Raw genomic sequence first — 23,778 nt, 5'->3', positions numbered from 1 at the left:
AATCTGGAGTTGGCAGGCTAAGAAGGCAGGCAAGAACCTGTGGCGAGGGGATTCATCCCCTCACCACAATGACGGCGACAGGCGCCGAAATATCATTGGGTCAGGCATAAAAAAACCGCCGCCTCGTCAAACCGGAGCGGCGTTTTTTATCACAGTGACGTCAGGAATCGCGGCGCAAATCCGGCGGGATCGGCAAATCGTCCTTGAGTGGATCTGGACGCTTGCCCTTGCCGGCGCGGTATTGGCGGATCTGGTAGACATAGGCCAGCACCTGGGCGACCGCCAGATAGAGGCCGCCGGGGATTTCCTGTTCCAGTTCGGTGGAGTAGTAGATCGAGCGCGCCAGCCCCGGCGATTCGAGGAGCATGACGTTGTTGGCGACGGCGATTTCGCGGATCTTCAGCGCGAGGAAATCGCTGCCCTTGGCCAGCAACACCGGCGCGCCGCCCTTCTCCGAGTCGTACTTGAGCGCCACGGCGTAGTGGGTCGGGTTGGTGATGACCACGTCGGCGTCGGGAATCGCCGCCATCATCCGCCGCTGCGACATCTCGCGCTGGGTCTGGCGGATGCGCTGTTTGACCTCTGGCCGGCCTTCCTGATCCTTGTGCTCGTCGCGCACTTCCTGCTTGGTCATCAGCAGTTTCTTGTGGCTTTCCCAGAGCTGCACCGGCACGTCGACCGCCGCGATGATGATCAGCCCGCAGGCCAGCCACAGCGAACTCCAGCCCACCAGCGTCACGCTGTGAATGATTGCCTGCTCAAGCGGTTCATGGGCGATCCGCAGGAAGTCATCGATGTCGGCCGACAACACCATCAGCGCCACAAACAGCGTGATGATGAACTTGGCCAGCGCCTTGACCAGTTCGATCACGGCCTTCATCGAGAACATGCGCTTGAGGCCCGCACCCGGATTCATCCGGCTGAATTTCGGCGCCATGGAGCCGGCGGCGAACAGCCAGCCGCCGAGGGAGATCGGCCCGATCAATGCGGCCAGCAACAGCGTGATCATGACCGGCTGGATCGCTATCAGGGCGATCTTGCCCGAGACCAGCAGGAAGGTGCCCATGGATTTCTCGTCCATGATCACTTCCCGCGAAAGGTTGAAATTGAGGCGCATCAGGTCCATCAATTCCTGCGCCAGCATGCCGCCAAAGATCAGCAGGCCACCAGCGCCGGCGAGCATCACCGCCAGGGTGTTGAGCTCTTTGGAACGGGCAATCTCACCCTTCTCACGGGAGTCCTTTTTGCGTTTCTCCGTGGGGTCTTCTGTTTTGTCCTGACCGCTTTCGCTCTCAGCCATGCCTCAGCGCGCCCGTGCCAGTTCGCGTAGCAACTGCAGGGCCTCGGAGGCCAGCGGTTGATATTGATTGAGGATGTCCGCCAGACCGACCCAGACAATGAACAGACCCAGCACCAGGGTCAGCGGAAAACCGATGGAGAAAATGTTCAGTTGCGGCGCGGCGCGGGTCATCACGCCGAACGCAATGTTGACCACCAGCAGCGCCGTGACCGCCGGCAACACCAGCAACAACGCCGCCCCGAGCACCCAACCGAGTTTGCCGGCCAGTTCCCAATACTGCGCCGTCATCAAGCCGCCGCCGACCGGCAGCGTGGTGAAGCTCTCGGTGAGCACTTCGAAGACCACCAGATGGCCATTCATCGACAGGAACAACAACGTCACCAGCATGGTGAAGAACTGGCCGATGACCGCCACCGAAACGCCGTTGGCCGGGTCGACCATCGAGGCGAAGCCCATACCCATCTGGATCGCGACAATCTGCCCGGCCACGGCAAACGCCTGGAAAAACAGTTGCAGGGAAAACCCCAGCACCGCGCCGACCAGAATCTGCTCGGCAATCAGCAACCAGCCACTGAGCGCCAGCGGACTGACCTCCGGCATCGGCGGCAGCCCCGGGGCAATGCACACGGTAATGGCCACGGCGAAATACAACCGCACGCGGCGTGACACCAGGGTGGTGCCAAACACCGGCATGACCATCAGCATCGAGGCGACGCGAAACAGTGGCAACATGAACGACGCCACCCAGGTACTGATCTGGGTGTCGGTCAGCTGAAGCAGCGATTGCATGGCTCAGCCGATGACCATCGGGATGTTTTTGTAGAGCTGGATGATGTATTCCATGAACGTCTGCACGATCCATGGACCACCCACAATCAGCGTCACCAGCATCACCAACAGACGCGGCAGGAAACTCAGGGTCTGTTCGTTGATCTGCGTCGCGGCCTGAAACATCGCCACCAACAAGCCGACCAACAGACTCGGCACCACCAGAATCGCGACCATCAAGGTGGTCAGCCACAGCGCTTCACGAAAGATATCGACCGCCACTTCCGGCGTCATGGCGAAACACCTCCGAAGCTACTGGCCAGAGTGCCGATGATCAGCGCCCAGCCATCCACCAGCACGAACAGCATGATCTTGAACGGCAGCGAAATGATCAGCGGCGAGAGCATCATCATACCCATCGCCATCAACACGCTCGCGACCACCAGGTCGATGATCAGGAACGGGATGAAGATCATGAAGCCGATCTGGAATGCGGTCTTCAGCTCAGAGGTGACGAACGCCGGTACCAGAATGGTCAGCGGCGCCTGATCCGGGGTGGCGATGTCGGTGCGCTTGGACAGACGCATGAACAGCTCCAGATCGCTGGTGCGGGTCTGCGCGAGCATGAAGTCCTTGATCGGTACCTGAGCCTTTTCCACCGCTTGCTGCGCGGTGAGCTTTTCCGCCAGGTACGGCTGCAGCGCATCGTTGTTCACCCGGTCGAACACCGGGGCCATGATAAACATGGTCAGGAACAGCGCCATGCCGGTGAGGATCTGGTTCGACGGCGTCTGCTGCAGACCGAGGGCCTGACGCAAGATCGAGAAGACGATAATGATCCGGGTAAAACTGGTCATCAGAATCACGGCCGCCGGAATGAAGCTCAGCGCCGTCATGATCAGCAGGATCTGCAGGCTGACCGAGTATTCCTGCGCGCCGTCGGCGTTGGTGCCCAGCGTGATCGCCGGGATCGACAACGGATCGGCGGCGAATGCCAGTGGCGCGGCCAGCATCAGGGCCAGCGTCAAGACGATGCGGAGCGCAGCCATTACTTCTTATCCTTCTGATCCTTGCCGAGAATCTTCAGCAGATGCTGGGCAAATTCCGGGGTCGCTTTTTCGCTACTGCTCGGCACTTGCACCGGTTCTTTGAGCACGTGCAGCGCGGTGATGGTGCCAGGGCTGAGGCCCAACAGAATTTGCTCGTTGCCGACCTGCACCAGCATCAACCGGTCACGCGGACCGAGGGCGCGCGAGCCGATCAGTTCGATCACCTGGCCCTTGCCCGCCGGCCCGGCCTGCTGCACCCGGCGCAGCAGCCAGGCGAGGAAGAAGATCAACCCCAGCACCAGCAACAGACCGAACACCAGTTGCGTCAGTTGCCCGGCCACGCCGCTGCTGACCATCGGCGCGGTGGCAGCAGGCACGGTGGTCGCCGTCGACGGCTCGGCGGCCAGCACGCTCAATGGCAGTGCCAGCAAAGCCCAGAGAAACCGTTTCACTCAGCGCAGCTTCTTGATGCGTTCGCTTGGGCTGATCACGTCGGTCAGGCGGATGCCGAACTTCTCGTTGACCACCACCACTTCGCCGTGCGCGATCAGGGTGCCGTTGACCAGTACGTCCAGCGGCTCGCCGGCCAGACGATCGAGCTCGATCACCGAACCCTGGTTCAGTTGCAGCAGGTTGCGGATGTTGATGTCGGTGCTACCCACTTCCATCGAGATCGACACCGGGATGTCGAGGATCACGTCGAGGTTCGGGCCATCCAGCGTCACTGGATCGTTGTTCTTCGGCACGCTGCCGAACTCTTCCATCGGCAGACGGTTGGAGCTTGCAGCGCCAGCGTCGGCCGCCAGCAGCGCATCGATGTCAGCCTGGCTGCCATCACCGGTCTCTTCCAGGGCCGCAGCCCATTCGTCGGCCAGTGCCTGATCGTCCTGGGCGTTCATTTCGTCGTTCATCATTTGTCCTCGGCGGGCAACAATTCAGTTAAATGCGTGGGGGTGAGAGCGGCGCTTCAGCGCCGCTCGATCGGCTCGATCACCTGCAACGCGAGGTTGCCTTTGTGCGAGCCCATCTTGACCTTGAAGGCCGGTACGCCGTTGGCGCGCATGATCATGTCTTCCGGCATTTCGACCGGGATCACATCCCCCGGCTGCATGTGCAGGATGTCGCGCAGCTTCAACTGACGGCGGGCCACGGTGGCGCCAATCGGCACATCGACATCGAGCACGTCCTGACGCAGGGCGTTGACCCAACGCTCGTCCTGATCGTCGAGGTCCGACTGGAAACCGGCGTCGAGCATTTCGCGCACCGGTTCGATCATCGAGTACGGCATGGTCACGTGCAGGTCACCGCCACCGCCGTCGAGTTCGATGTGGAAGGTGGAGACCACAATCGCTTCGCTCGGGCCGACGATGTTGGCCATGGCCGGGTTCACTTCCGAGTTGATGTACTCGAAATTGACTTCCATGATCGCCTGCCAGGCTTCCTTCAGATCGACGAAGGCCTGCTCCAGCACCATGCGCACCACGCGCAGTTCGGTCGGGGTGAATTCCCGCCCTTCGATCTTGGCGTGACGGCCATCGCCGCCGAAGAAGTTGTCCACCAGCTTGAACACCAGTTTGGCGTCGAGGATGAACAGCGCGGTACCACGCAACGGTTTGATCTTGACCAGGTTGAGGCTGGTCGGCACGTACAGCGAGTGCACGTATTCGCCGAACTTCATCACCTGTACGCCACCGACGGCAACGTCCGCCGAGCGGCGCAGCATGTTGAACATGCTGATGCGGGTGTAACGGGCAAAACGCTCGTTGATCATTTCCAGGGTCGGCATGCGTCCACGGACGATGCGATCCTGGCTGGTCAGGTCGTAGCTTTTGACACTGCCGGGTTCGGCAGCGTTATCGGTCTGTACCAGACCATCGTCGACGCCATGCAACAGCGCGTCGATTTCATCCTGGGACAGCAGATCCTGCACGGCCATGTCGTGTTCCTACTGCAGTACGAAATTAGTGAAAAGCAACTGTTCGATCACCACTTTGCCCAGCTCTTTCTGCGCCACTTCCTGGACGCTGGCTGTGGCCTTCTGGCGCAGCATCTCCTGGCCGACCGGGGTCGCCAGTGTGGCGAAATCCTGACCGGAGAAGAGCATCACCAGGTTGTTGCGGATCACCGGCATGTGCACTTTGAGCGCGTCCAGATCAGCCTGGTTACGCGCCAGCATGGTGATGCTCACCTGCATGTAGCGCTGACGGCCGTTCTGGTTGTAGTTGGCGACAAACGCCGGCGCCATCGGCTCGAAAATCGCCGGCTGCTTGCCGACCGGCGCGGTCTCGGCCGCGGCGGCAGGCTTGCTCTGAGCGCTGTGCATGAAGTACCAGGTCGCGCCCACGGACACACCGATCGCCAGCAGCAGAGCCACCACGATCAGGATGATCATCTTGAGTTTGCCTTTGGTCGCGGGGTCTTTTACAGCTGCTGCTTCGCTCTTCGCCATGCCAATAATCCGTCACTAATCGGGTTTTCACAGTCGCACGGCAAGGCAAGAGCAAGTGTTATGCCAGAAGTGTCGGAGCGTTGGAGGAGCGGGATGCATGAATCGATACAAGCCCTGTGGGAGCTGGCTTGCCAGCGATAGCGATTGGTCTGACACATTGGTTCTGAATGTGCCGCCGCCATCGCTGGCAAGCCAGCTCCCACAGGTTTTTGTGAACACCTTGAATCAGGCGTAATAGTCGACGGCGCTGGAGCCGATCACGCTGGTGGTTTGCGCAGCGGCTTCAGCCACCGCCGCCGGCGTCAGTTCTTCGTCCGCCGAATCCAGACGTCCGCCAGCAGCGCTGGTGCGGCCGCTCTGACCGTGCTGCGCCTGTTCCTGACCCTGCTGACCCTGCCAGCCACGACTCTGGTCGGAGACGTTGACGTCAACCTGGCCCATGCCCTGCTGGGTGAACATGTCACGCAGGCGATGCATCTGACCATCGAGCGCTTCACGCACGCTTGGATGCGCGCTCATGAAGGTCACTTGGGTCTGCTGGTCCGGAACCATGTTCACCCGAATATCCAGACGCCCCAGTTCTGCCGGCTGCAATTGAATATCCGCCGCCTTCAGGTTGGCGCTGGACAGGTACATGACGCGGTTGACGATTTCTTCGGTCCAGCCGCTCTGGTGCATGGCGATCGGTTGATTCACCGGCACCGCGTTCGCGGTTTTCGGCGTAGCCGCCTGAGTCAGCGCCGCCAGACGGTTGGCGAAATCATCGACTCGAGTGTCGCTGGTGGCAGACTTGAGATCTTTCAGGCCATCGTCGATCAGACCGCTGAAGGCTTTCTCGCCGCTTTGACTGGTGCTGTCCTTGTCGGCCTGTACGTCGAGCATGCTGGCCATGCCGGCAGCGAAGTTCTGCGCCGCAGTCAATTCACCGTCGGCCTGAGTCTGGGCCGGCGTAGCTTTGGGTTGTGCCTGACTGCTGGCAGAAATGTGTCCGCCCTGCTCCATCGCCATGCGCACCGCCGGCAGCGAATCGAGTGGATCGGCCGCCGGGTCGAAAGCGCTATCGGTCGATGCCGCCGGGTCTTTGACCACGGCTGGCGCAACGGTTGCAGCCACGACCGGCGTCTCGGCCTTGACCGGCTCCGGTGTTGCAGCGACTGGCGCGGGCACCGCCGGTGCAGTCACCAGCGGTTGCACGGTTTGCGCCAGCGCCGGATCCAGCGCCGGATCCACCGGGGGGGTGTCTGCCACTGGCGTCTGCGCGCTATCAGCGGCCGCATCGGTGGCGGCCTTGTCAGCGGCCGCCTGATCATCGGATGCAGTCGAAGCGGTCTTGTCGGCAGGCAAGGCATTGCCGCTATCGGCAACGGTCTGTTGCGAGGCGGCAGACTTATCCTTGCCGAGATCTTTCTTGTCGCTGTTGTCGGCAACCTTGTCGCGTGCCGGTTTCAACGAACTGTCAGTGCCTGGCAGGTTTTTTTTCGGGCCTTGATCGGCGAACACCTGAGCGAAGCTTGAGGCCTTGTCCCCGGTGTCTGCGGCCATGACCGGCGCTTTCGCGGCAGCGGCTTGCGCCTTGGCCTGGGCGGCAGATTGAAGAAGAACATTGGGGGTCGCAGGCATGACACGGTCTCCGCTGCACTGGGATCGTAGGTACAGTTGACGGGGATTATTGCAAGTGTCGGGCCAGTTTCGTCCGGCGCTGGCGAAAAGCGCCGGACGGCAGGATTCAATGCGTGAGGGCGTGCTGGCGTTCGTCTTCGTAGACAGGTCGCACATCGGCAAATTCGCTGCTGATGTCCGCCACCAGATCGACGATTTCGGCGGGACTTTTGTTTCTGGCGTCCGCCTCGAGCGCCTGACAGAGCGTCGCCAGTCGCACGGCGCCCATGTTGCTGGCGCTGCCCTTGAAACTATGGGCGACCTCGGCCAACACCTTGGCGTCGGCGGTCTTTTGTAATTGATGCAAGCGACTTTCAGAATCGGTCAGGAAGGTATCCAGCAAATCCGGATAGCTGTCTTCCATCACTTCGCGCAACGCATCGAGTACTTCGCGATCCACATGTTGGTCAGTCACTTGTTCACTCCTTGATCAAGAATCGGCGAATTATGCCCTAACCTCCCAGAAAAACTCTACGCAAGCACTGCGACCTTCGTCCGACCAACTGGCGTTATGCCCCAATTGCCGGATCAAGCTGACGCCGCGCCCCGACAGACGGACGCCGTCCAGCGGTCGCTCCATCACGCGCGCCACGTCAAACCCCTTGCCGCTGTCCTCGACGCGGATGACCAGGCAACCACCGGCACCTTGCGGCCTGACTTGCAGATGCACGCGCACATAACCGTCCTGCAACGCTTCGAGTCGTGCATTGCGCTGCTCGTAGTAGCGAGCGAATCCAGCGGCATCGCGCTTGAGGCTGGAATCGAGCCCCAGCACGCCATGCTCCAGTGCATTGGAATACAGCTCGGCAAGCACGCTGTAGATTGCGCCACCCTGAGTGCGCAATCCATGCACTTCCAGTAACAATTGCAGCAGGTACGGCAAAGGATTGAAGCGCCTGAGCGTCGCACCGCGAAACTCGAAGCTGACCGACCAGTCCAGCGGACAGGATTGGCCGCTGTCGGAATACACCGGCACCGACGGCATCACCTGCGCCGCCTCCAACAGACTGATCTCGACCATGCTCACATCGTCGCGGGGCTCGCCACGAAATGCGTGCAAGGCCTGCTCGATCTCGGCGAACAGGTTGTCCGGTTCACGATTGGCAGCAAACAGTTGCTGCAAACGCTCGACACCAAACAAGCGGTCATCGGCGTCAGTGGTATCGATCACGCCGTCTGACAGCAGGAACACGCGGTCCCCCACCGCCATGGCCTGCACTTCGGTGCGATCGTCGAACGCCTGCGGGCTGAGCACACCGAGCGGTAAATGCCGCGCCGGCAGCGGCAGCCGTTCGCCCGTGGCGATCCGGTGCAGATAGCCATCGGGCATGCCGCCGTTCCACACCTCAACAGTACGACGCTGAAAGCTCAGGCAAAGCATGGTCGCACAGCAGAACATGTCCACCGGCAGGATGCGCTTGAGCTTGGCGTTCATCTCGCGCAGGGTTTCGGCCAGGCCGTAACCTTTGGCCGTCATGCCGTAAAACACTTCGGCCAACGGCATCGCCCCCACCGCCGCCGGCAGACCGTGGCCGGTGAAATCACCGAGCAGCACATGCATGTCGCCGGCCGGCGTGTAGGCCGCCAGCAGCAGGTCGCCGTTGAACAATGCATAGGGCGATTGCAGGTAGCGAATATTCGGCGCGCTCAGGCAACCCGAATGCGCGACCTTGTCGAACACCGCTTTGGCCACGCGCTGTTCGTTGAGCAGGTAATCGTGATGTTTGGCAATCAGGTCGCGCTGCTGCAGCACCGTGGCCTGCAAACGACGCAAGCGATCCATCGCCTTGATTTTGGCGGCAAGGATCACCTGGTTGTACGGCTTCGCCAGAAAGTCGTCGCCGCCCGCCTCCAGACAGCGCGCCAGCGCTTCGCTTTCGGTCAGCGAGGTCAGGAAGATGATCGGCACCAGGGTTTCCCCCGCCAGCGCCTTGATCTGTCGCGCCGCTTCGAAGCCGTCCATCACCGGCATCATCGCGTCCATCAGCACCAGATGCAGCGACTGGCGCCGAAACACTTCCAGCGCTTCGGCGCCATTGGCAGCGGTCAGTACTTCATGCCCCTGACGCCGGACGATGGTCGACAACAGTAACCGGTCGGCGGCGCTGTCTTCGGCGATCAGGATCGTCAGCGGCTCTTGCGCCTGCATGGCCGTCAACTGATGTCGAACAGTTTGTCGAAGTTGGAGATGGCGAGAATCTTGCGCACGTCGGAGTTGCTGTTGACCACCCGCACGTCCGAGTTGTCGCCGCCGGCGTGATCGCGCAGCAGGAGCAGCATGCCCAGCGCGGAGCTGTCGAGGTAGGTGGCGTCCTTCAGATCGACCACGATGGAGTCAGGCTTGCGGTTAAGCCGCTCATAGGCCTCGCGAAACTCCTGATGGCGCCCGAAATCGAACCGCCCCCTGACCGAAATCGTCAGTTTTTGACCATCCGGAGAGACTTCTGTAACGACTGACATTGACTGGCTTCCTTGTCATTGACGAACGTGTACAAGGTTTAGCACTTGGACAGGGTTGGGGCAAGGTGCAGAGCACAGTCAAAAGATCGCAGCGTGCCGCAGCTCCTACAGGATCGGTGTAGGAGCTGCCGAAGGCTGCGATCTTTTGACATTATTCAAGAGGATTGTGCCGTGGCAAACGCTGCGACAACTCGTCCAGCAACCTCTGCTCGCGCTTGTCTTCGAGGCGTTGCGCCTCTTCGCGGTAGCGTTGCACCAGTTTGCGCAGGCCCTCGACCTTGGCGAACGCCTGCTGCCAGGCATCGCGCGCCTTGATCAGGTTGTTCTGGTGCCAGACCAGGCTCTGGCGCTGCTGGTCGATCGCGGTGTCCAGTTGCGCGAGGAAGCCGTGATAACCCAGCAGCCATTGCCCGGAAACCCCGTCGCTGCCGCGTACGATCCACTGTTCTTGATAATCCAGACGAAAGGCATCGAGGTCGGCGAGTTTGCTTTCAGCCACCTTGACCTGGCCCTGAAAGTAGCCCAGACGCTGGACGGCCGTTTTTTCGGCCTGCTCGGCCATTTCCACCACCGGTGCCAGACGTGCGGCGCGACTCACGGCCATGACCGGTTACCCGCCCGCCGCAGGTGCGAACAGGGTTTCCAGATAGGCCTGGCTCTCGCCCATGTTGATCTTGTCGTTCAGCCCCTGCCGCTGGTAGCGGGTCAGTTGCGGCTGCAAATTGATCGCCAGATCGGTCTCGCGGTCACCACCGGCGACGTAAGCGCCGACGCTGATCAGATCGCGGCTCTGCTGATAGCGCGACCACAGCTGTTTGAAGTACTGCGCACGCTGCATGTGTTCCGTCGAAACCACCGCCGGCATCACCCGGCTGATCGACGCTTCGATGTCGATGGCCGGATAGTGCCCTTCCTCGGCCAGCCGCCGGGACAACACGATGTGGCCGTCGAGCACGCCCCGCGCCGAGTCGGCAATTGGGTCCTGCTGGTCATCCCCTTCGGACAACACGGTGTAGAACGCAGTAATCGACCCCCCGCCCTTCTCCGCATTACCGGCGCGCTCTACCAGTTTCGGCAGTTTGGCGAACACCGAGGGCGGATAACCCTTGGTCGCTGGCGGCTCGCCGATGGCCAGAGCGATTTCCCGCTGAGCCTGAGCGAAACGGGTCAGCGAATCCATCAGCAACAGGACGTTCTTGCCCTTGTCACGGAAATACTCGGCGATCCGCGTGCAGTACATGGCCGCGCGCAAACGCATCAGCGGCGCATCGTCCGCCGGTGAGGCGACCACCACCGAACGCTTGAGGCCTTCTTCACCGAGGATGTGCTCGATGAATTCCTTAACTTCACGACCCCGCTCACCGATCAGACCGACGACGATAATGTCGGCTTCGGTGAAGCGGGTCATCATGCCCAGCAGCACCGATTTACCGACACCGGTACCGGCGAACAGACCCAGACGTTGACCACGCCCGACCGTCAGCAAACCGTTGATGCAACGGATGCCGACGTCCAGAGGTTCGTGGATCGGGTCGCGGTTGAGCGGGTTGATTGTCGGGCCGTCCATCGGCACCCAGTCTTCAGCCTTCATCCCGCCCTTGCCGTCCAGCGCCCGTCCGGCACCGTCGAGTACGCGACCGAGCATGCTCATGCCCATCGGCAGGCGACCGGTTTCGGCCAGCGGCACCACACGGGCGCCCGGGGCGATGCCGGCGACGCTGCCGACCGGCATCAGGAAGACTTTGCTGCCGGAAAACCCCATGACTTCCGCTTCCACCTGGGATGGGTGATAGCTGTCGTCATTGATCACCAGGCAGCGTGTGCCCATGGCGGCGCGCAGGCCTTCGGCTTCGAGGGTGAGGCCGACCATGCGCAGCAGGCGGCCTTCAAGAATCGGCGCGCCAGCGATTTCAGTGGCGTCGGCATAGGTGCTGAGGCGCTTGGCGAAACTGGTGCGTTCAAGGCGCATCGGGGATGTCCGCGAGCGGCGCTTGCGGCGCAGTCGCCGATGGGCTTTCTTCAGGAATGTCCAGACTCAGATCCGGCGCAGCCGGGTGCAGAGACTGTTCGTGCAACTGGTCAAACAGCTTGCCCATGACCTGGGTGATGCGGGTTTCAATGCTCGCGTCGATGCGGCTGTGCGCGGTTTCAACCCGGCAACCACCGGGCATCAGCGACTCGTCCTCGACGATGCGCCAGGTTTCCTCATGGCGTTCGCGCAAGGCCTTGGCCTGTTCGAAGTCCTGCGGATTGACGTACAGGCGCACGTTGTCCACGCCCAACGGCAGCAGCTTGAGCGCGTCGCGCATGACGTGTTCGATCTGGCTGGAATCGATCGCCAGTTCGCGCTTGATCACCTGCCTGGTGATGTGTTGTACAAGGTCGACCAGCGACTTTTCGATCTGCGTGTCTTGCTCGGCAATCGGCTCGAACAGGTGGGTCATCAGTTGTTCGAGGCTGGCCAGTTTTGCCGCCAGCGCCACTTCGGCTTCCTGACGCACCTTGAGCGTGGCGCTGTGAAAACCTTCCTTCTCACCGATGCCAAAGCCCTCGTTGTAGGCCTCCTGACGGATGCTTTCGAGTTCTTCCAGGGTCAGTGGCTGGACTTCCTCCAGCGGCACTTCTTCCATTTCCGGCGGTTCGGGCTCCGGCTCCGGCTCGGGTTCCGGTTTCGGCGGATCGAAGCTGGGCAGCGCCCAGGATTCGAAACCACGGACATCGCGGGCGCGGATCAGGTCCGTCACTGACTCGTCATGCTTGTCCATGGGCTTAGATCATTTCCTCGCCGCCCTTGCCACCGAGCACGATTTCGCCGGCTTCGGCCATGCGACGGGCAATGGTGAGGATTTCTTTCTGCGCGGTTTCCACATCGCTGACGCGCACCGGGCCTTTGGCTTCGAGGTCGTCGCGCAACAGTTCGGCCGCACGTTTGGACATGTTCTTGAAGATCTTCTCCTTGACGCCTTCGTCCGAACCCTTGAGGGCCAGCACCAGCACGTCGGAGGATACTTCGCGCAACAGCGCCTGGATGCCACGGTCGTCGACGTCGGCCAGGTTGTTGAACACGAACATGAGGTCTTCGATCTGACCGGACAGGTCTTCGTCGACTTCGCGGATCGAGTCCATGAGTTGGCCTTCGATCGAGCTGTCGAGGAAGTTCATGATGTCCGCCGCACGCTTGATGCCACCCAAGGTGGTGCGCGATGCGTTCGAGTTGCCGGAGAACTGCTTCTCGAGAATCTGGTTCAGCTCTTTCAACGCAGCCGGTTGCACGGTGTTCAGCGACGAAACGCGCAGGATGATGTCTAGGCGCACCTTGTGGTCGAAGTTGCCGAGCACTTCACCGGCCTGATCCGGGTCGAGGTACGCGACGACGATGGCCTGGATCTGCGGGTGTTCGTAACGGATCACGTCGGCAACCGCGCGCGGCTCCATCCATTTCAGGCTGTCGAGGCCGCTGGTGTTGCCACCGAGCAGGATGCGGTCGATCAGGCCGTTGGCCTTGTCTTCGCCCAAGGCCTGGGTAAGCATTTTGCGCACGTAGTCGTCGGAACCGACGCCGAGGCTGGTCTGGTCGCCGACGATGTCGACGAACTCGCTCATGACCTGCTCGACCTGCTCGCGATGGACGTTGCCCATCTGGGCCATGGCCACACCGACCCGCTGAACCTCTTTCGGGCCCATGTGGCGCAGCACTTGCGCGGCATCGGTCGAACCCAGGGACAGCAGCAGAATCGCGGCTTTGTCGACCTTGTTCAGTTTGACGGTTGCGGCTCGGTTATCACTCATCTGCGTTAATCCACTCTTTCACGACCTGAGCCACGCGACCCGGATCCTCGGCCACCAAGCTCTTGATTGCATTCAGTTGTGCGTCGTAACCCTCACTCGGGCTCGGCAACAGAATGCTCTGCGGACCACCGAGGCTCACGCGGTCGTTGGCCAGGTCGCCGTCCAGGCCGCCCATGCCACCGAGTTCCACGTCGCTGCCCAGACCGGCCAGCTCCTTGCCTTTGCCGCCGCCGGTGATGTTGTTCAACACCGGACGCAGCACACCAAACACCAGCACCAGGATGAACAACACACCCAGTACTTGTTTGACGATGTCCCAGAACCATGGCTGGGAGTAGAACGGAATATCGGCAACCACTTCACCGCGCTCGGCGGAGAACGGCATGTTGATCACGCTGACGCTGTCGCCACGGCTGGCATCGAAGCCGACCGCGTCCTGCACCAGACGGGTGAAGCGCGCCAGTTCATCGGCGCTCCATGGCGCGCGGGTGGTTTCGCCGTTGGCTGCATTGACCTTGACCTGATCGTCGACCACCACCGACACCGACAGACGATTCAGGCGACCCTGCTGCTGCTTGGTGTGGCTGATGGAACGGTCGAGCTCGAAGTTCTTGGTGGATTGTTGACGCTTGTCCGCCGGGTACGGCGCGAGCATTGGCTGACCGGTGGCCGGGTCCATGATCTGCTGACCGTTGGCATCGACCAGTGGCTGACCTGGCTGAATCATGCCGGTAGAGCCTTGCGCACCACCGGTGGTTTGCGGGGCCGAGGCCGGCGCTGGCGGCTGGTTGCTCAGGGCACCCGGCACACCTTGCGGGCCATTGCTGGCGGTGCGTTGTTCGTTGACCGACTGCTCGCTGCGCAACGCCGGTTGGTCCGGGTTGAACTGCTCGGCAGTCGATTCGACGGCACTGAAATCGATGTCGGCCGAGACTTCAGCCTTGTAGCGATCGTTACCCAGCACCGGCTGCAGAATGTTGTGCACGCGCTGGGTGAGCATGCTTTCCATGCGGCGGCTGTAATCGAACTGCTTGCCGGCCATGGTCATTTCGGAGTTTTCCGCCTGATCGGAGAGCAGATTGCCCTTCTGATCGACGACGGTGATCTGCGATTTGCTCAATTCAGGCACGGAAGTCGCCACCAGGTTGATGATCGCCACCACCTGACCCGGCTCCAGCGAACGACCGGAGTACAACTCGACCAGAACCGAAGCGCTTGGCTTGCGCTCATCACGCACGAACACCGAGCTCTTCGGAATCGCCAGGTGCACGCGGGCGCCCTTGACGTTGTTCAGGCTGGAAATGGTGCGCGCCAGTTCGCCTTCGAGGCCGCGACGGTAACGGGTCGCTTCCATGAACTGGCTGGTGCCCAGACCCTGTTCCTTGTCGAGGATTTCGAAACCGATGTTGCCGTCGCTGGGAGTGACACCAGCGGCCGCGAGTTTCATCCGCGCACGGGACAGGTCGTCAGCCTTGACCAGCAAGGCGCCGGAGTTCGGCTCGACGGTGTAAGGGATGTCGGCGGAGGCAAGGGTGTCCATGACCTGCTTGGCGTCCATGCCGGCAAGGCTGCCGTACAACGGACGGTAATCCGGCTGCTGCGACCACAGCACCACGGCAAAGCCAATCGCCACGCTCGCAGCCAGGCCGACCAACAGGCCCACCTGACGCAACATGGTCATCTCGGAGAGGTTTTCCAGAAAGGACAGGCCGAACAGCGGCGGTTTGCCGTCTATCGGGGTGGCCTTGGCCGGAACGTTATCGGCGACTGCTTCTGCCATGACTCAATCTCGTCCTTAAACCGGCATCTGCATGATGTCTTGATAAGCCTGAACCAGTTTGTTGCGCACTTGGGTCAGAGCCTGGAACGACACGCTGGCTTTCTGCGAGGCGATCATCACGTCGGTCAGGTCAACGCCGCTTTTGCCGATTTCAAATGCGTTGGCCAACTGAGTCGAAGCCTGCTGGGTATCGCTGACTTTGTTGATGGCCTGACCGAGCATGTCGGAAAAGCTGCTGCCTGCCAGTTCAGGGACGGCGGCAGTCGATTTCGGCGTGGCCATGGCGTCCATTTTCATGGCCTTCATGTCCATCATCAACCGATTAAATTCAATACCTTGGCTCATGGTCTACTCTCTTGGGCGGCCCGCAATTTTTTGACACTCACTCGGCGGGTACACAGGTATTAGCAACAAGGGTGCCAGCTATCGGGCAGCCTTTCAGAAAAGCATTTTCAAACATTCTCGCCAGCGCTCAGGTTGCGAACAGATAGCCTTCGACGTCCATCCCGGCATCGCGCATTTGCGCCAGCTTGTAGCGCAGGGTTCGCGGGCTGATACCGAGCTTTTCCGCGGCTTCCTTGCGCCGGCCGCGTTCGGTGCGCAGGGTATCGATGATCATCTGAAACTCCCGGCGCCGCAGGTCATCGCCCAGCGCACCGGCGGATTCGGCCTCGACTTCGATCTCGCGCACCAGTGGCTGCACCGGCGCAACGGACGGCGCAGCACCAAACGTCACCGCGCCCGTCAGGCAGAAATCCTGCGGCTGGATCAAACCGCCCTGCTGCAGAATCAGCGCCCGTTGAATGGCGTTATCCAGCTCACGCACATTGCCCGGCCACGGGTAACCGGTGAGGCAAGCCTGGGCTTCTGGCGACAGTTTCGCCGGCGCGTGCTTCATTTTATTGACGTGTTTGTTCAGCAACCGCTCGGCCAGCGGCAAGATATCGGCAGTGCGCTCGCGAAGTGGACGCCACGCCAGAGGGAAAACCGACAGACGGTAAAAAAGGTCTTCTCGGAAGCGTCCAGCCGCCACTTCGCCAGCCAGATCGCGGTTGGTGGTCGCGACCACGCGAATATCCAGCGCGATCGGCTTGCGCGCACCGACACGCTCGACTTCACGCTCCTGCAGCACCCGCAGCAACTTGGCTTGCAGACCCAGGGGCATTTCGGAAATCTCGTCGAGCAGAAGGGTGCCGCCATCGGCTTGTTCAAACTTGCCAGGCTGCGCCGCGATGGCGCCGGTGAATGAGCCCTTCTCGTGACCGAACAGCGTGGCCTCGAGCATGTTGTCGGGAATCGCCGCGCAGTTGATCGCGATGAACGGCTGGCTGGCACGTTGGGATTGCTGATGGATGTAGCGCGCCAGCACTTCCTTGCCGGTGCCGGATTCGCCGGAGATCAATACCGTGGAATCGCTGCGTGCCACCCGCGCCGCCAGGTCGAGCAGTTGCGCACTGGCCGCCTCGACCGCCACCGGCCCGTCGCTATCAGCCACGCTGATACAGCCCAGCGCATGCCGCGAAACCAGGTCCAGCAGAGCCTTGGGCTCGAACGGCTTGACCAGATAATCCGCCGCCCCCTGGCGCATCGCATCGACCGCTCGCTCCACCGCGCCGTGTGCGGTCATCAGCAGTACCGGTAGTTGCGGCCGCCGGGCGCGCAACAGTCCAAGCAGTTGATGGCCGTCCATGCCGGGCATGTTGACGTCACTGACCACCAGACTGAACGCTTCGCGCTCGACCGCTTGCAACGCCTCTTCGGCGCTGCCGACGGCTTGGTAGTCGTGGCCCGCCAGCAACAGCGTATCGGCCAGCGCTTCGCGCAACGAGCGGTCATCCTCGACCAGCAAAACCTTGATGCCCATGACGTTTACTCAGCTCCCTGTACAGCGGAAAACAGCGGCAGGATCACCTGCGCGCACGTGCCGCGCCCGACCCGCGAACGCAGCCGCAATTCTCCCTGATGTGCCCGGGCCACAGCCTTGACCACGGTCAGGCCGAGCCCGGTGCCGGTGACTTTGGTGGTAAAAAATGGCTCGCCGAGACGCTCGAGCACCACCGGATTTATACCGTTGCCGCTGTCGCTGACGCACAAGCGCAGGCTGTTGTCGCGGGTGTAGCAATGCACTTTCAGGCGCACGTTGCCGTCACTGGCCTGAATCGCGTTTTCGATCAGATTGAGAAGGGAACCGACCAGCGTGTCGCGGTTGCACAGCAATTCGCCGGCATGACTGTCGCACTGCCAGCGAATGGGCAAGTCCTGCACATGGGTCAACGCTGCCGCCTGCAGCGACTGCATCAAGGCATTGGGGGTGATGCGGTCAGTCAACGGCAACTCGCCGCGGGCGAACACCAGCATGTCTCGCACCTGATGCTCCAGCTCATGCAAGCGCTCTTTGAGGCGTCCGGCAAAGCGCTGCTGGGTCGCGATCGGCAATTCCTGCTCAGTCAGATGACTGGCGTAGAGCAAAGCGGCAGACAACGGCGTGCGGATCTGATGGGCCAGCGAGGCGACCATGCGCCCCAGCGATGACAGACGCTCATGACGCGCCAGTTGATCTTGAAGGTGGCGGGTTTCTGTCAGGTCGTTGAGCAGCACCAACTGCCCCGGCTCGGCATCCAGCGAGCGGGTGGCAATCGACAGTCGCCGACCGTTTTTCAGAGAGATTTCATGACCATCGTCCTCGCGCGGGGCGAAGCATCGGGCGATCACGTGGCGCCACAACTCGCCTTCCAAAGGCAACCCCAACAACTCGATAGCCGCCGGATTGGCTTCGCGAACCATGCCGTGGCCGTCAATGACGATGACACCACCGGGCAACAGATCAAGGAGGTTTTGCAGACGGTTGGCCAAACGTTCTTTTTCGGCCAGCTCCTGCATGCGTTGGGCACTGACCACGGCCAACTCGCCCTTGAGCTCGGTGACCCGGGCTTCAAGCATGCTGTAGGAGTCGGTCAATTGACTGGACATCTGATTGAACAGCGCGAACGCCTGCTCAAGTCCCTGACGGCTCGCCTGCTCTACGGACGACGATTGCCCCTCGGCATGGGAGGCAGATGACATCTGGGCGTGGGGCATTGTGTTCTCTCGCTTGGCTGACCGTCAGTTAAACGGAACGTTGCGAGGGATGTAGCAATACCCGTGCCTAAAAAAAACTGCTTATAAATGAAGGCGTTGAAAAACAGGCGTCAATCATCCGCCTGTTCATCACCTTCGCGCCGGCTCATGCCGTACTTGCGCATCTTCTCGACCAGCGTGGTTCGACGAATGCGCAGGCGTTCGGCGGCACGCGCCACAATGCCATTGGCATCGTCCAGTGCCTGCTGGATCAGACCCTGCTCCAGACCACCGAGGTAGTCTTTGAGGTCCAGACCTTCCGGCGGCAACAAAGCGTTGGCGGTGAAGTCCGGGGTATGACCGTTGATCGCCACGCGCTCTTCGAGATCGCTGCGCAGGCTGTCGACCATCTGCTCGTCTTCATCATCGACGTAGCGGAATTTCTTCGGCAACTCGACCACACCGATGACCCCGTACGGGTGCATGATCGCCATGCGCTCCACCAGGTTGGCCAGCTCGCGGACGTTGCCCGGCCAGCCGTGACGGCACAGCGACATGATCGCTGCCGAGTTGAAGCGGATCGAACCGCGCTTTTCGTGCTCCATGCGCGAGATCAGTTCGTTCATCAGCAGCGGGATGTCTTCAACGCGCTCACGCAACGGCGCCATCTCGATCGGGAACACATTCAGGCGATAGTAGAGGTCTTCGCGGAAGGTGCCGACCTCGATCATGCTTTCGAGGTTCTTGTGCGTCGCGGCAATGATGCGCACATCGACACTCTGGGTCTTGTTGCTGCCCACACGCTCGAAGGTACGCTCCTGCAGGACGCGCAACAGTTTGACCTGCATCGGCAGCGGCATGTCGCCGATTTCATCGAGAAACAGCGTACCGCCGTTGGCCAGTTCGAAACGTCCGGCGCGGCTGGTGATCGCGCCGGTGAAGGCGCCCTTCTCGTGGCCGAACAGTTCGCTTTCCAGCAGCTCGGCCGGGATCGCCCCGCAGTTGACTGGCACGAATGGCGCATCGCGACGCTTGGAGTGGTAATGCAGGTTGCGCGCAACCACTTCCTTGCCGGTGCCGGACTCGCCGAGGATCAGCACACTGGCGTCGGTATCGGCCACTTGCTGCATCATCTGACGGACATGCTGGATCGCCCGGCTGGTGCCGACGAGGCTGCGGAACAAGTTGGGTTCGCGATGACGGCCGCGCTCGCGGGCCTGGTCGTACATCTCGCGATAGACCTGGGCACGGTGCAGGGAGTCGAGCAGCTTGCTGTAGCTGGGTGGCATTTCCAGCGTCGAAAGCACCCGGCGGCGCTGGTCTTCCGGCAGGTCGACGGAAGAATTATCGCCCATCAGCAAAACCGGAAGGAACTCATCCCATGTAGAGAGTGTCTTTAACAAGCCCAACAGTGCACCCGGAGCATTTACCGTCCCGATCAGTACACAGATGACTTCACGACTTGATGACAAAGAGCCGACAGCCTGCTGCCAGTCATGGCTGCCGCAGGGTAAATTTTCTTCGCCGAGAAAATTTAAAATCACCGCCAGGTCGCGGCGGCGGACGCTATCGTCATCGATCAGCAGAATTTTGGTTTCACGCCACATGCAATAGCAACTTCCCTAGTCAACTCAATGCCCGAAAAATGGGGCAAGCGAGACGCTTGCAGGACACCTTGTGCCTGTAGACGCCTGAAATCTGAAAACAGCCACTAGTTAAGTCAAAAAACCGTGCACAGTCAAATTTATGGCGCACATGTCTGGATTAACTGGGGGTTAATTAACCAAACAGATGGTAAACCTTTGCCGCCTTTTGCGCTTGGGTGATCTGCGACATCTCGTTGGCTATCGCCTGCCGCTCACCCATCGCTGCCTCCAGAAGCTCCTTGTAGACGTGGAGCAGCTCCTCAAGGTTATTGCGCAAGGCCTCCTCATCCAGCGAGGCCTCGACCATGACGTCTTCCATGCAGGATCGGCAAGCCAGATCCAGCTCGCCAATGGCTTCCCAGTTGCGTTCGGCCAGCGCACTGACCAGCGCTTCACGGGTGTCGGCGATTCGCTGCAATACAAGACTCATGGTTCTCTCCTTCAAAACTGCGGAGCAGGCTCGGGGGCGATGGCATCCCAGCCTTCTTTGACCGTGCTCAGCAAGCCGGCGACCTCATCGAGAATGCGCGGATCGCTGTTGATGTTGGCCTCGGCGAGGCGCTTCATCATGTAGATGTACAGCCCGTCCAGATCGGCCAGTTCATCGGCACACTTTTCCAGGTCCAGACCTTCGCGCAGACCGCTGACAATGCCAATGGCCTTGCTGATCGAGGTGCACTTGCCAGGAATGTCCTTGCGCTCGATGGCACCCTTGGCCTGAGCGATGCGGGCCAGCCCGCCTTCCATCAACATTTGTACCAGACGGTGCGGGCTCGCCTCGGAGGTCTGGGCGTGCGCGCCGACTTTCTGATATTGCCGAAGGGCTAACATTGGGTTCATGTTCTACCTCATTGCCACAATGACTCGTATAACCAGTGTATCGCCAACGAATCACAGAACTTTAGATCAAAAGACAAAAACCCGGCGCACGCCGATAAAGCGTAGCCGGGTTTTTGTCGTTCTTGCGGGTTACTTCGCGGATTGCTGAGCGTTCAGCGAGCTGAAGAACGACGTGATGTTACTGGCCGTCGCCTTCATTTGCCCAACCAGCAGGTCCATGGCGTTGTATTTCGCAGTCAACGTCTTGGTCAGGTTGGCCACACGCAGATCCAGCGCCAATTGCTGGGAAGTAAGGTTGCGCGTGTTGTTGTTCAAAATGGTCATACGCTGATCAAGCAAACCCGTGGTGGTTTTACCATCCGGAGAAGCTTTCAGATACGGGTCCACCGCTTTGCTCATGCGCGCCAGCAGACCGTTGGTGTCATTGGTCCCGGTGAACATCTGCTGAACCTGACCGGCCTTGCCAGGCTGACTCATGGTTTTGGTGAACGCCGCAGTATCGAACGTCAGGTTACCGGTGAGACGATCGGTCATCACACCGATCTCCGACAGGTAGGACAAAGCACCATCTGCACCAGCACCAGGAGCAGTCAACTGGCCACGGATGTCGGAGATCAGCGAGCGCGGCAACGAGTCACCGGTGAAAGCGGCCTGCACCGTCAGTTTGCCATCGGCGTCCGGTGTTGCCTTGGACAGGGTGTCGATGGTGGTCTTCAGGGTGTTGTAGGCGTCAACAAACGCCTGAACCGAAGCCTGCAGCCCTTTGGTGTTGGTATCGACGCTGACAACGGTCGGCGTGGCAACGCTACCAACGACTGGGCTGACTGCGGTCAGATTCAGAGTCAAGCCGCTGATTGCACCACTGACCGTGTTGCTTTTACTGGAAACCTGCAGGCCGTCGATGGTCACCTTGGCATCTTGTGCAGGACCGTTGACGTTGCCAGAAGCGCCTGCCGCCGGATTGGTACCCATCGGCTGAGTACCGTCGATCTCCAGACCGGCAATCCCGCTGACAGACAGGTCGGAACCTGCGCCCGTCTTGCTCGAGCTGATCACCAGACGCGAAGCGCCGCTGCTATCGGTCACGATGTTGGCAGAAATGCCATTGGCGCCCTGAGCCGTGTTGATCGCGTCACGGGTGCTCTGCAAGGTCGCATTGGCCGGAATCGTGACATTGTAATCAGTGCCATTCTGACTGATTTTCAGGGTACCACTCGGAATGGCACTGGCAGCACCGCCGGCGAAAGAAGCGCTGGCAACTTTCGAGCCAGTGGCCAATTGGTTGACAACAACGTTGTAAGTCCCCGACACCGCGGTGTTATCGGAGGTGGCGCCGAGAATCGCTGTGTTGCTCGAGGTCGCCGTGAAGCCGGCAAATGCCGGGTTGGTCTTGCTGCCCAGGTTGGTCATCGCCGTCTGGTACGCGGTCAGCGCACTCTTCAACGTGCCGACACCGGAAATCTTCAGGGTATTGGTCTTGGTCGCGGAATCGATCTGCGTCTGCTTCGGCGACTTGTCGGCGTTGACCAGCGCGGTCACGATCGCGCCGATGTCCAGGCCGGAACCCAGTCCGGAACCCGGTAGAATTGGACTTGCCATGTGCATCTCCCTTCAGATTGTTGCCAGACTTTTGACCCATCCAGGCGTCATTCAAGAAAGACAAACACTATTCATGCCAGCTATCAGACTTTGGCGTCGAACAACACATGGCTTGCGTTGGCGAGGCTGTCTGCGAGCTTGAGTGCTTCTGCGGAGGGGATCTGGCGTACGACCTCACCCGTCTCGCTTGCGATCACCTTGACGATGACCTTGCCAGAGTGCTCGTCGATCGAGAACTCCAGGTTACGCTTGATCGATTGAACGAACTTCTCGATCTCTTGCACGGCCAGTTTCAACTTGGCGTCATCCGTTTGCTGACTTTTCTTGTCAGCGACCGGAGCGTCGGCCGGTGCAACTTTTGGCGTCTCGGACGGCTTATCAGCAACAGGCGTCGCTGGCTTGGGAGCCGGATAAGACACGTTAAGCTTTACGCTCATGTCCATGCTCATCACCTCCTAACGTAAAAAAGCGAGAGAGCGCGACCAGCGCACCCTCCCGCCCAAACTCATTCCGAATTACTGAAGCAGCTTCAGTACAGCGGAAGGCAGTTGGTTGGCTTGAGCCAGAACAGAGGTCGAAGCCTGTTGCAGGGTTTGCTGCTTGGTCAGGTTAGCAGTCTCTGCGGCGAAGTCGGTATCTTGTACGCGACCCTGTGCAGCAGTGGTGTTCTCGGTGATGTTCTGCAAGTTCTGGATGGTGCTGGTCAGACGGTTTTGCGAAGCACCCAGGCTGGCACGAGTTGCACCGATTGCAGCGATAGCGGCGTCGATTGCGGTGATCGCGTTGTCGATGTTCTGCGAAGCGCCAGTTACGGTAGCACCAGTCAGGGACAGAGTACCGCTACCAACCGACAGGCTGACGGCGTCGAACTTGGAGCTCAGTACCAGGTCGATGTGGTTAGCCGAACCAGTGTTTGCGCCAACTTGCAGGGTCACAGTACCAGCCGAACCGTCCAGCAGGTTTTTGCCGTTCAGGTTGGTCGATGCCGAGATACGGGTGATTTCGTCAGACATCTGAGCGAATTCAGCGTTGGTAGCGGTCTGGTCAGCAGTGCCGTTGGTGCCGTTACGTGCTTTAACAGCCAGTTCACGCATACGCTGCAGAATGTCGGTAGTCGCTTGCAGAGCGCCTTCAGCGGTCTGAGCAACGGAGATACCGTCGTTGGCGTTCTGGATGGCTTGGGTGTTACCACGGATCTGCGAAGACATACGGTTCGAGATCTGCAGGCCAGCAGCGTCGTCTTTAGCGCTGTTGATTTTCAGGCCGGAAGACAGGCGCTGCATCGAAGTCGACAGAGCGTCGGAAGCGCGGTTCAGGTTCTTTTGAACGTTCAGCGACGTGGTGTTGGTGTTTACTGTTAAAGCCATGACGAATTCCTCGTT

The 23,778-nt window shown here is 60.5% G+C and carries 26 protein-coding genes; all 26 read right to left on the bottom strand.

Translation table 11 applies throughout. The features are described from left to right. Positions 1-160 precede the first annotated feature (160 nt). Positions 161-1,300: a flagellar biosynthesis protein FlhB gene (gene flhB, locus B1722_RS23860; RefSeq protein WP_041072971.1), complete on the bottom strand. Its 1,140-nt coding sequence runs from the start codon at positions 1,298-1,300 to the stop codon at positions 161-163. A 3-nt stretch (positions 1,301-1,303) separates the two neighbouring features. After that, positions 1,304-2,089: a flagellar biosynthetic protein FliR gene (fliR, locus tag B1722_RS23855; RefSeq protein WP_041072973.1), complete on the bottom strand. Its 786-nt coding sequence runs from the start codon at positions 2,087-2,089 to the stop codon at positions 1,304-1,306. A gap of 3 nt (positions 2,090-2,092) precedes the next feature. Then, entirely contained in the window at positions 2,093-2,362 is a 270-nt protein-coding gene (gene fliQ / locus B1722_RS23850) for a flagellar biosynthesis protein FliQ (RefSeq protein WP_041072975.1), read from the bottom strand. Further along, positions 2,359-3,117 carry a flagellar type III secretion system pore protein FliP gene (gene fliP, locus B1722_RS23845; protein ID WP_041072977.1) on the bottom strand — a complete coding sequence of 253 codons (759 nt, stop codon included), beginning with the start codon at positions 3,115-3,117 and terminating at the stop codon, positions 2,359-2,361. The genes fliQ and fliP overlap by 4 nt, the downstream gene beginning before the upstream one ends. After that, positions 3,117-3,569: a flagellar biosynthetic protein FliO gene (fliO, locus tag B1722_RS23840; RefSeq protein WP_041072979.1), complete on the bottom strand. Its 453-nt coding sequence runs from the start codon at positions 3,567-3,569 to the stop codon at positions 3,117-3,119. Before fliO ends, fliP begins: the two co-directional genes overlap by 1 nt. After that, positions 3,570-4,028 (bottom strand): flagellar motor switch protein FliN, encoded by a 459-nt coding sequence (gene fliN / locus B1722_RS23835; protein ID WP_003222891.1) that lies wholly within the window; start codon positions 4,026-4,028, stop codon positions 3,570-3,572. Positions 4,029-4,084: 56 nt separating this feature from the next. Further along, the gene (gene fliM / locus B1722_RS23830; protein WP_003222890.1) at positions 4,085-5,053 is read right to left on the bottom strand and encodes a flagellar motor switch protein FliM; all 969 of its coding nucleotides are present in this window, start codon (positions 5,051-5,053) and stop codon (positions 4,085-4,087) included. Positions 5,054-5,062: 9 nt separating this feature from the next. Next, a complete protein-coding gene (gene fliL, locus B1722_RS23825) occupies positions 5,063-5,566 on the bottom strand; it encodes a flagellar basal body-associated protein FliL (protein WP_041072981.1) in 504 nt (167 codons plus the stop codon). 225 nt (positions 5,567-5,791) lie between these two features. After that, positions 5,792-7,186, bottom strand: a complete 1,395-nt coding sequence (locus B1722_RS23820; protein ID WP_086794573.1) for a flagellar hook-length control protein FliK — start codon at positions 7,184-7,186, stop codon at positions 5,792-5,794. Positions 7,187-7,292: 106 nt separating this feature from the next. Next, on the bottom strand, positions 7,293-7,640 hold the full coding sequence (locus tag B1722_RS23815) for an Hpt domain-containing protein (RefSeq protein WP_041072985.1): 348 nt from the start codon (positions 7,638-7,640) through the stop codon (positions 7,293-7,295). 30 nt (positions 7,641-7,670) lie between these two features. Continuing rightward, positions 7,671-9,374, bottom strand: a complete 1,704-nt coding sequence (locus B1722_RS23810) for a fused response regulator/phosphatase (RefSeq protein WP_086794571.1) — start codon at positions 9,372-9,374, stop codon at positions 7,671-7,673. Between the two features lie 5 nt (positions 9,375-9,379). Beyond that, positions 9,380-9,685, bottom strand: coding sequence for an STAS domain-containing protein (locus B1722_RS23805; protein ID WP_041072989.1), 306 nt, complete (start codon positions 9,683-9,685; stop codon positions 9,380-9,382). A 151-nt stretch (positions 9,686-9,836) separates the two neighbouring features. Further along, complete coding sequence (gene fliJ / locus B1722_RS23800; protein WP_086794569.1) at positions 9,837-10,289, bottom strand: flagellar export protein FliJ; 453 nt, start codon at positions 10,287-10,289, stop codon at positions 9,837-9,839. 6 nt (positions 10,290-10,295) lie between these two features. Continuing rightward, complete coding sequence (gene fliI / locus B1722_RS23795) at positions 10,296-11,654, bottom strand: flagellar protein export ATPase FliI (protein ID WP_041072993.1); 1,359 nt, start codon at positions 11,652-11,654, stop codon at positions 10,296-10,298. After that, positions 11,644-12,450 (bottom strand): flagellar assembly protein FliH, encoded by an 807-nt coding sequence (gene fliH / locus B1722_RS23790; protein WP_041072995.1) that lies wholly within the window; start codon positions 12,448-12,450, stop codon positions 11,644-11,646. The genes fliI and fliH overlap by 11 nt, the downstream gene beginning before the upstream one ends. A 4-nt stretch (positions 12,451-12,454) precedes the next feature. Next, on the bottom strand, positions 12,455-13,474 hold the full coding sequence (gene fliG / locus B1722_RS23785) for a flagellar motor switch protein FliG (protein ID WP_007920042.1): 1,020 nt from the start codon (positions 13,472-13,474) through the stop codon (positions 12,455-12,457). Next, positions 13,467-15,254 (bottom strand): flagellar basal-body MS-ring/collar protein FliF, encoded by a 1,788-nt coding sequence (fliF, locus tag B1722_RS23780; protein WP_027614236.1) that lies wholly within the window; start codon positions 15,252-15,254, stop codon positions 13,467-13,469. The genes fliG and fliF overlap by 8 nt, the downstream gene beginning before the upstream one ends. Before the next feature lie 15 nt (positions 15,255-15,269). Beyond that, entirely contained in the window at positions 15,270-15,599 is a 330-nt protein-coding gene (gene fliE / locus B1722_RS23775) for a flagellar hook-basal body complex protein FliE (protein ID WP_003222869.1), read from the bottom strand. Positions 15,600-15,726: 127 nt separating this feature from the next. Then, positions 15,727-17,118, bottom strand: a complete 1,392-nt coding sequence (locus B1722_RS23770) for a sigma-54 dependent transcriptional regulator (protein WP_086794567.1) — start codon at positions 17,116-17,118, stop codon at positions 15,727-15,729. A gap of 5 nt (positions 17,119-17,123) precedes the next feature. Next, positions 17,124-18,317: a PAS domain-containing sensor histidine kinase gene (locus tag B1722_RS23765; RefSeq protein WP_174376952.1), complete on the bottom strand. Its 1,194-nt coding sequence runs from the start codon at positions 18,315-18,317 to the stop codon at positions 17,124-17,126. Between the two features lie 125 nt (positions 18,318-18,442). Further along, entirely contained in the window at positions 18,443-19,918 is a 1,476-nt protein-coding gene (locus B1722_RS23760) for a sigma-54 dependent transcriptional regulator (protein WP_041073001.1), read from the bottom strand. A gap of 172 nt (positions 19,919-20,090) precedes the next feature. Next, entirely contained in the window at positions 20,091-20,387 is a 297-nt protein-coding gene (locus B1722_RS23755) for a hypothetical protein (RefSeq protein ID WP_041073003.1), read from the bottom strand. 11 nt (positions 20,388-20,398) lie between these two features. Beyond that, positions 20,399-20,797, bottom strand: a complete 399-nt coding sequence (gene fliS / locus B1722_RS23750) for a flagellar export chaperone FliS (protein ID WP_027614233.1) — start codon at positions 20,795-20,797, stop codon at positions 20,399-20,401. 129 nt (positions 20,798-20,926) lie between these two features. Further along, on the bottom strand, positions 20,927-22,396 hold the full coding sequence (gene fliD / locus B1722_RS23745; protein WP_041073005.1) for a flagellar filament capping protein FliD: 1,470 nt from the start codon (positions 22,394-22,396) through the stop codon (positions 20,927-20,929). 83 nt (positions 22,397-22,479) lie between these two features. Beyond that, positions 22,480-22,839: a flagellar protein FlaG gene (locus B1722_RS23740; RefSeq protein WP_041073007.1), complete on the bottom strand. Its 360-nt coding sequence runs from the start codon at positions 22,837-22,839 to the stop codon at positions 22,480-22,482. Between the two features lie 72 nt (positions 22,840-22,911). Next, complete coding sequence (locus tag B1722_RS23735) at positions 22,912-23,763, bottom strand: flagellin domain-containing protein (protein WP_007920059.1); 852 nt, start codon at positions 23,761-23,763, stop codon at positions 22,912-22,914. Positions 23,764-23,778 lie beyond the last annotated feature (15 nt).

The sequence above is a fragment of the Pseudomonas sp. SCPG-7 genome (assembly GCF_002156405.1).
GTDB lineage: Bacteria > Pseudomonadota > Gammaproteobacteria > Pseudomonadales > Pseudomonadaceae > Aquipseudomonas > Aquipseudomonas parakoreensis.
This window is presented reverse-complemented; position numbering and strand designations above follow the sequence as displayed.

Bases quoted from the DNA above. Each gene is read 5' to 3' on its own strand.
- flhB (WP_041072971.1), bottom strand. From the start codon at position 1,300: ATGGCTGAGAGCGAAAGCGGTCAGGACAAAACAGAAGACCCCACGGAG.
- fliR (WP_041072973.1), bottom strand. From the start codon at position 2,089: ATGCAATCGCTGCTTCAGCTGACCGACACCCAGATCAGTACCTGGGTG.
- fliQ (WP_041072975.1), bottom strand. From the start codon at position 2,362: ATGACGCCGGAAGTGGCGGTCGATATCTTTCGTGAAGCGCTGTGGCTG.
- fliP (WP_041072977.1), bottom strand. From the start codon at position 3,117: ATGGCTGCGCTCCGCATCGTCTTGACGCTGGCCCTGATGCTGGCCGCG.
- fliN (WP_003222891.1), bottom strand. From the start codon at position 4,028: ATGAACGACGAAATGAACGCCCAGGACGATCAGGCACTGGCCGACGAA.
- fliM (WP_003222890.1), bottom strand. From the start codon at position 5,053: ATGGCCGTGCAGGATCTGCTGTCCCAGGATGAAATCGACGCGCTGTTG.
- fliL (WP_041072981.1), bottom strand. From the start codon at position 5,566: ATGGCGAAGAGCGAAGCAGCAGCTGTAAAAGACCCCGCGACCAAAGGC.
- B1722_RS23820 (WP_086794573.1), bottom strand. From the start codon at position 7,186: ATGCCTGCGACCCCCAATGTTCTTCTTCAATCTGCCGCCCAGGCCAAG.
- B1722_RS23810 (WP_086794571.1), bottom strand. From the start codon at position 9,374: ATGCAGGCGCAAGAGCCGCTGACGATCCTGATCGCCGAAGACAGCGCC.
- B1722_RS23805 (WP_041072989.1), bottom strand. From the start codon at position 9,685: ATGTCAGTCGTTACAGAAGTCTCTCCGGATGGTCAAAAACTGACGATT.
- fliJ (WP_086794569.1), bottom strand. From the start codon at position 10,289: ATGGCCGTGAGTCGCGCCGCACGTCTGGCACCGGTGGTGGAAATGGCC.
- fliI (WP_041072993.1), bottom strand. From the start codon at position 11,654: ATGCGCCTTGAACGCACCAGTTTCGCCAAGCGCCTCAGCACCTATGCC.
- fliH (WP_041072995.1), bottom strand. From the start codon at position 12,450: ATGGACAAGCATGACGAGTCAGTGACGGACCTGATCCGCGCCCGCGAT.
- fliG (WP_007920042.1), bottom strand. From the start codon at position 13,474: ATGAGTGATAACCGAGCCGCAACCGTCAAACTGAACAAGGTCGACAAA.
- fliF (WP_027614236.1), bottom strand. From the start codon at position 15,254: ATGGCAGAAGCAGTCGCCGATAACGTTCCGGCCAAGGCCACCCCGATA.
- fliE (WP_003222869.1), bottom strand. From the start codon at position 15,599: ATGAGCCAAGGTATTGAATTTAATCGGTTGATGATGGACATGAAGGCC.
- B1722_RS23770 (WP_086794567.1), bottom strand. From the start codon at position 17,118: ATGGGCATCAAGGTTTTGCTGGTCGAGGATGACCGCTCGTTGCGCGAA.
- B1722_RS23765 (WP_174376952.1), bottom strand. From the start codon at position 18,317: ATGTCATCTGCCTCCCATGCCGAGGGGCAATCGTCGTCCGTAGAGCAG.
- B1722_RS23760 (WP_041073001.1), bottom strand. From the start codon at position 19,918: ATGTGGCGTGAAACCAAAATTCTGCTGATCGATGACGATAGCGTCCGC.
- B1722_RS23755 (WP_041073003.1), bottom strand. From the start codon at position 20,387: ATGAGTCTTGTATTGCAGCGAATCGCCGACACCCGTGAAGCGCTGGTC.
- fliS (WP_027614233.1), bottom strand. From the start codon at position 20,797: ATGAACCCAATGTTAGCCCTTCGGCAATATCAGAAAGTCGGCGCGCAC.
- fliD (WP_041073005.1), bottom strand. From the start codon at position 22,396: ATGGCAAGTCCAATTCTACCGGGTTCCGGACTGGGTTCCGGCCTGGAC.
- B1722_RS23740 (WP_041073007.1), bottom strand. From the start codon at position 22,839: ATGGACATGAGCGTAAAGCTTAACGTGTCTTATCCGGCTCCCAAGCCA.
- B1722_RS23735 (WP_007920059.1), bottom strand. From the start codon at position 23,763: ATGGCTTTAACAGTAAACACCAACACCACGTCGCTGAACGTTCAAAAG.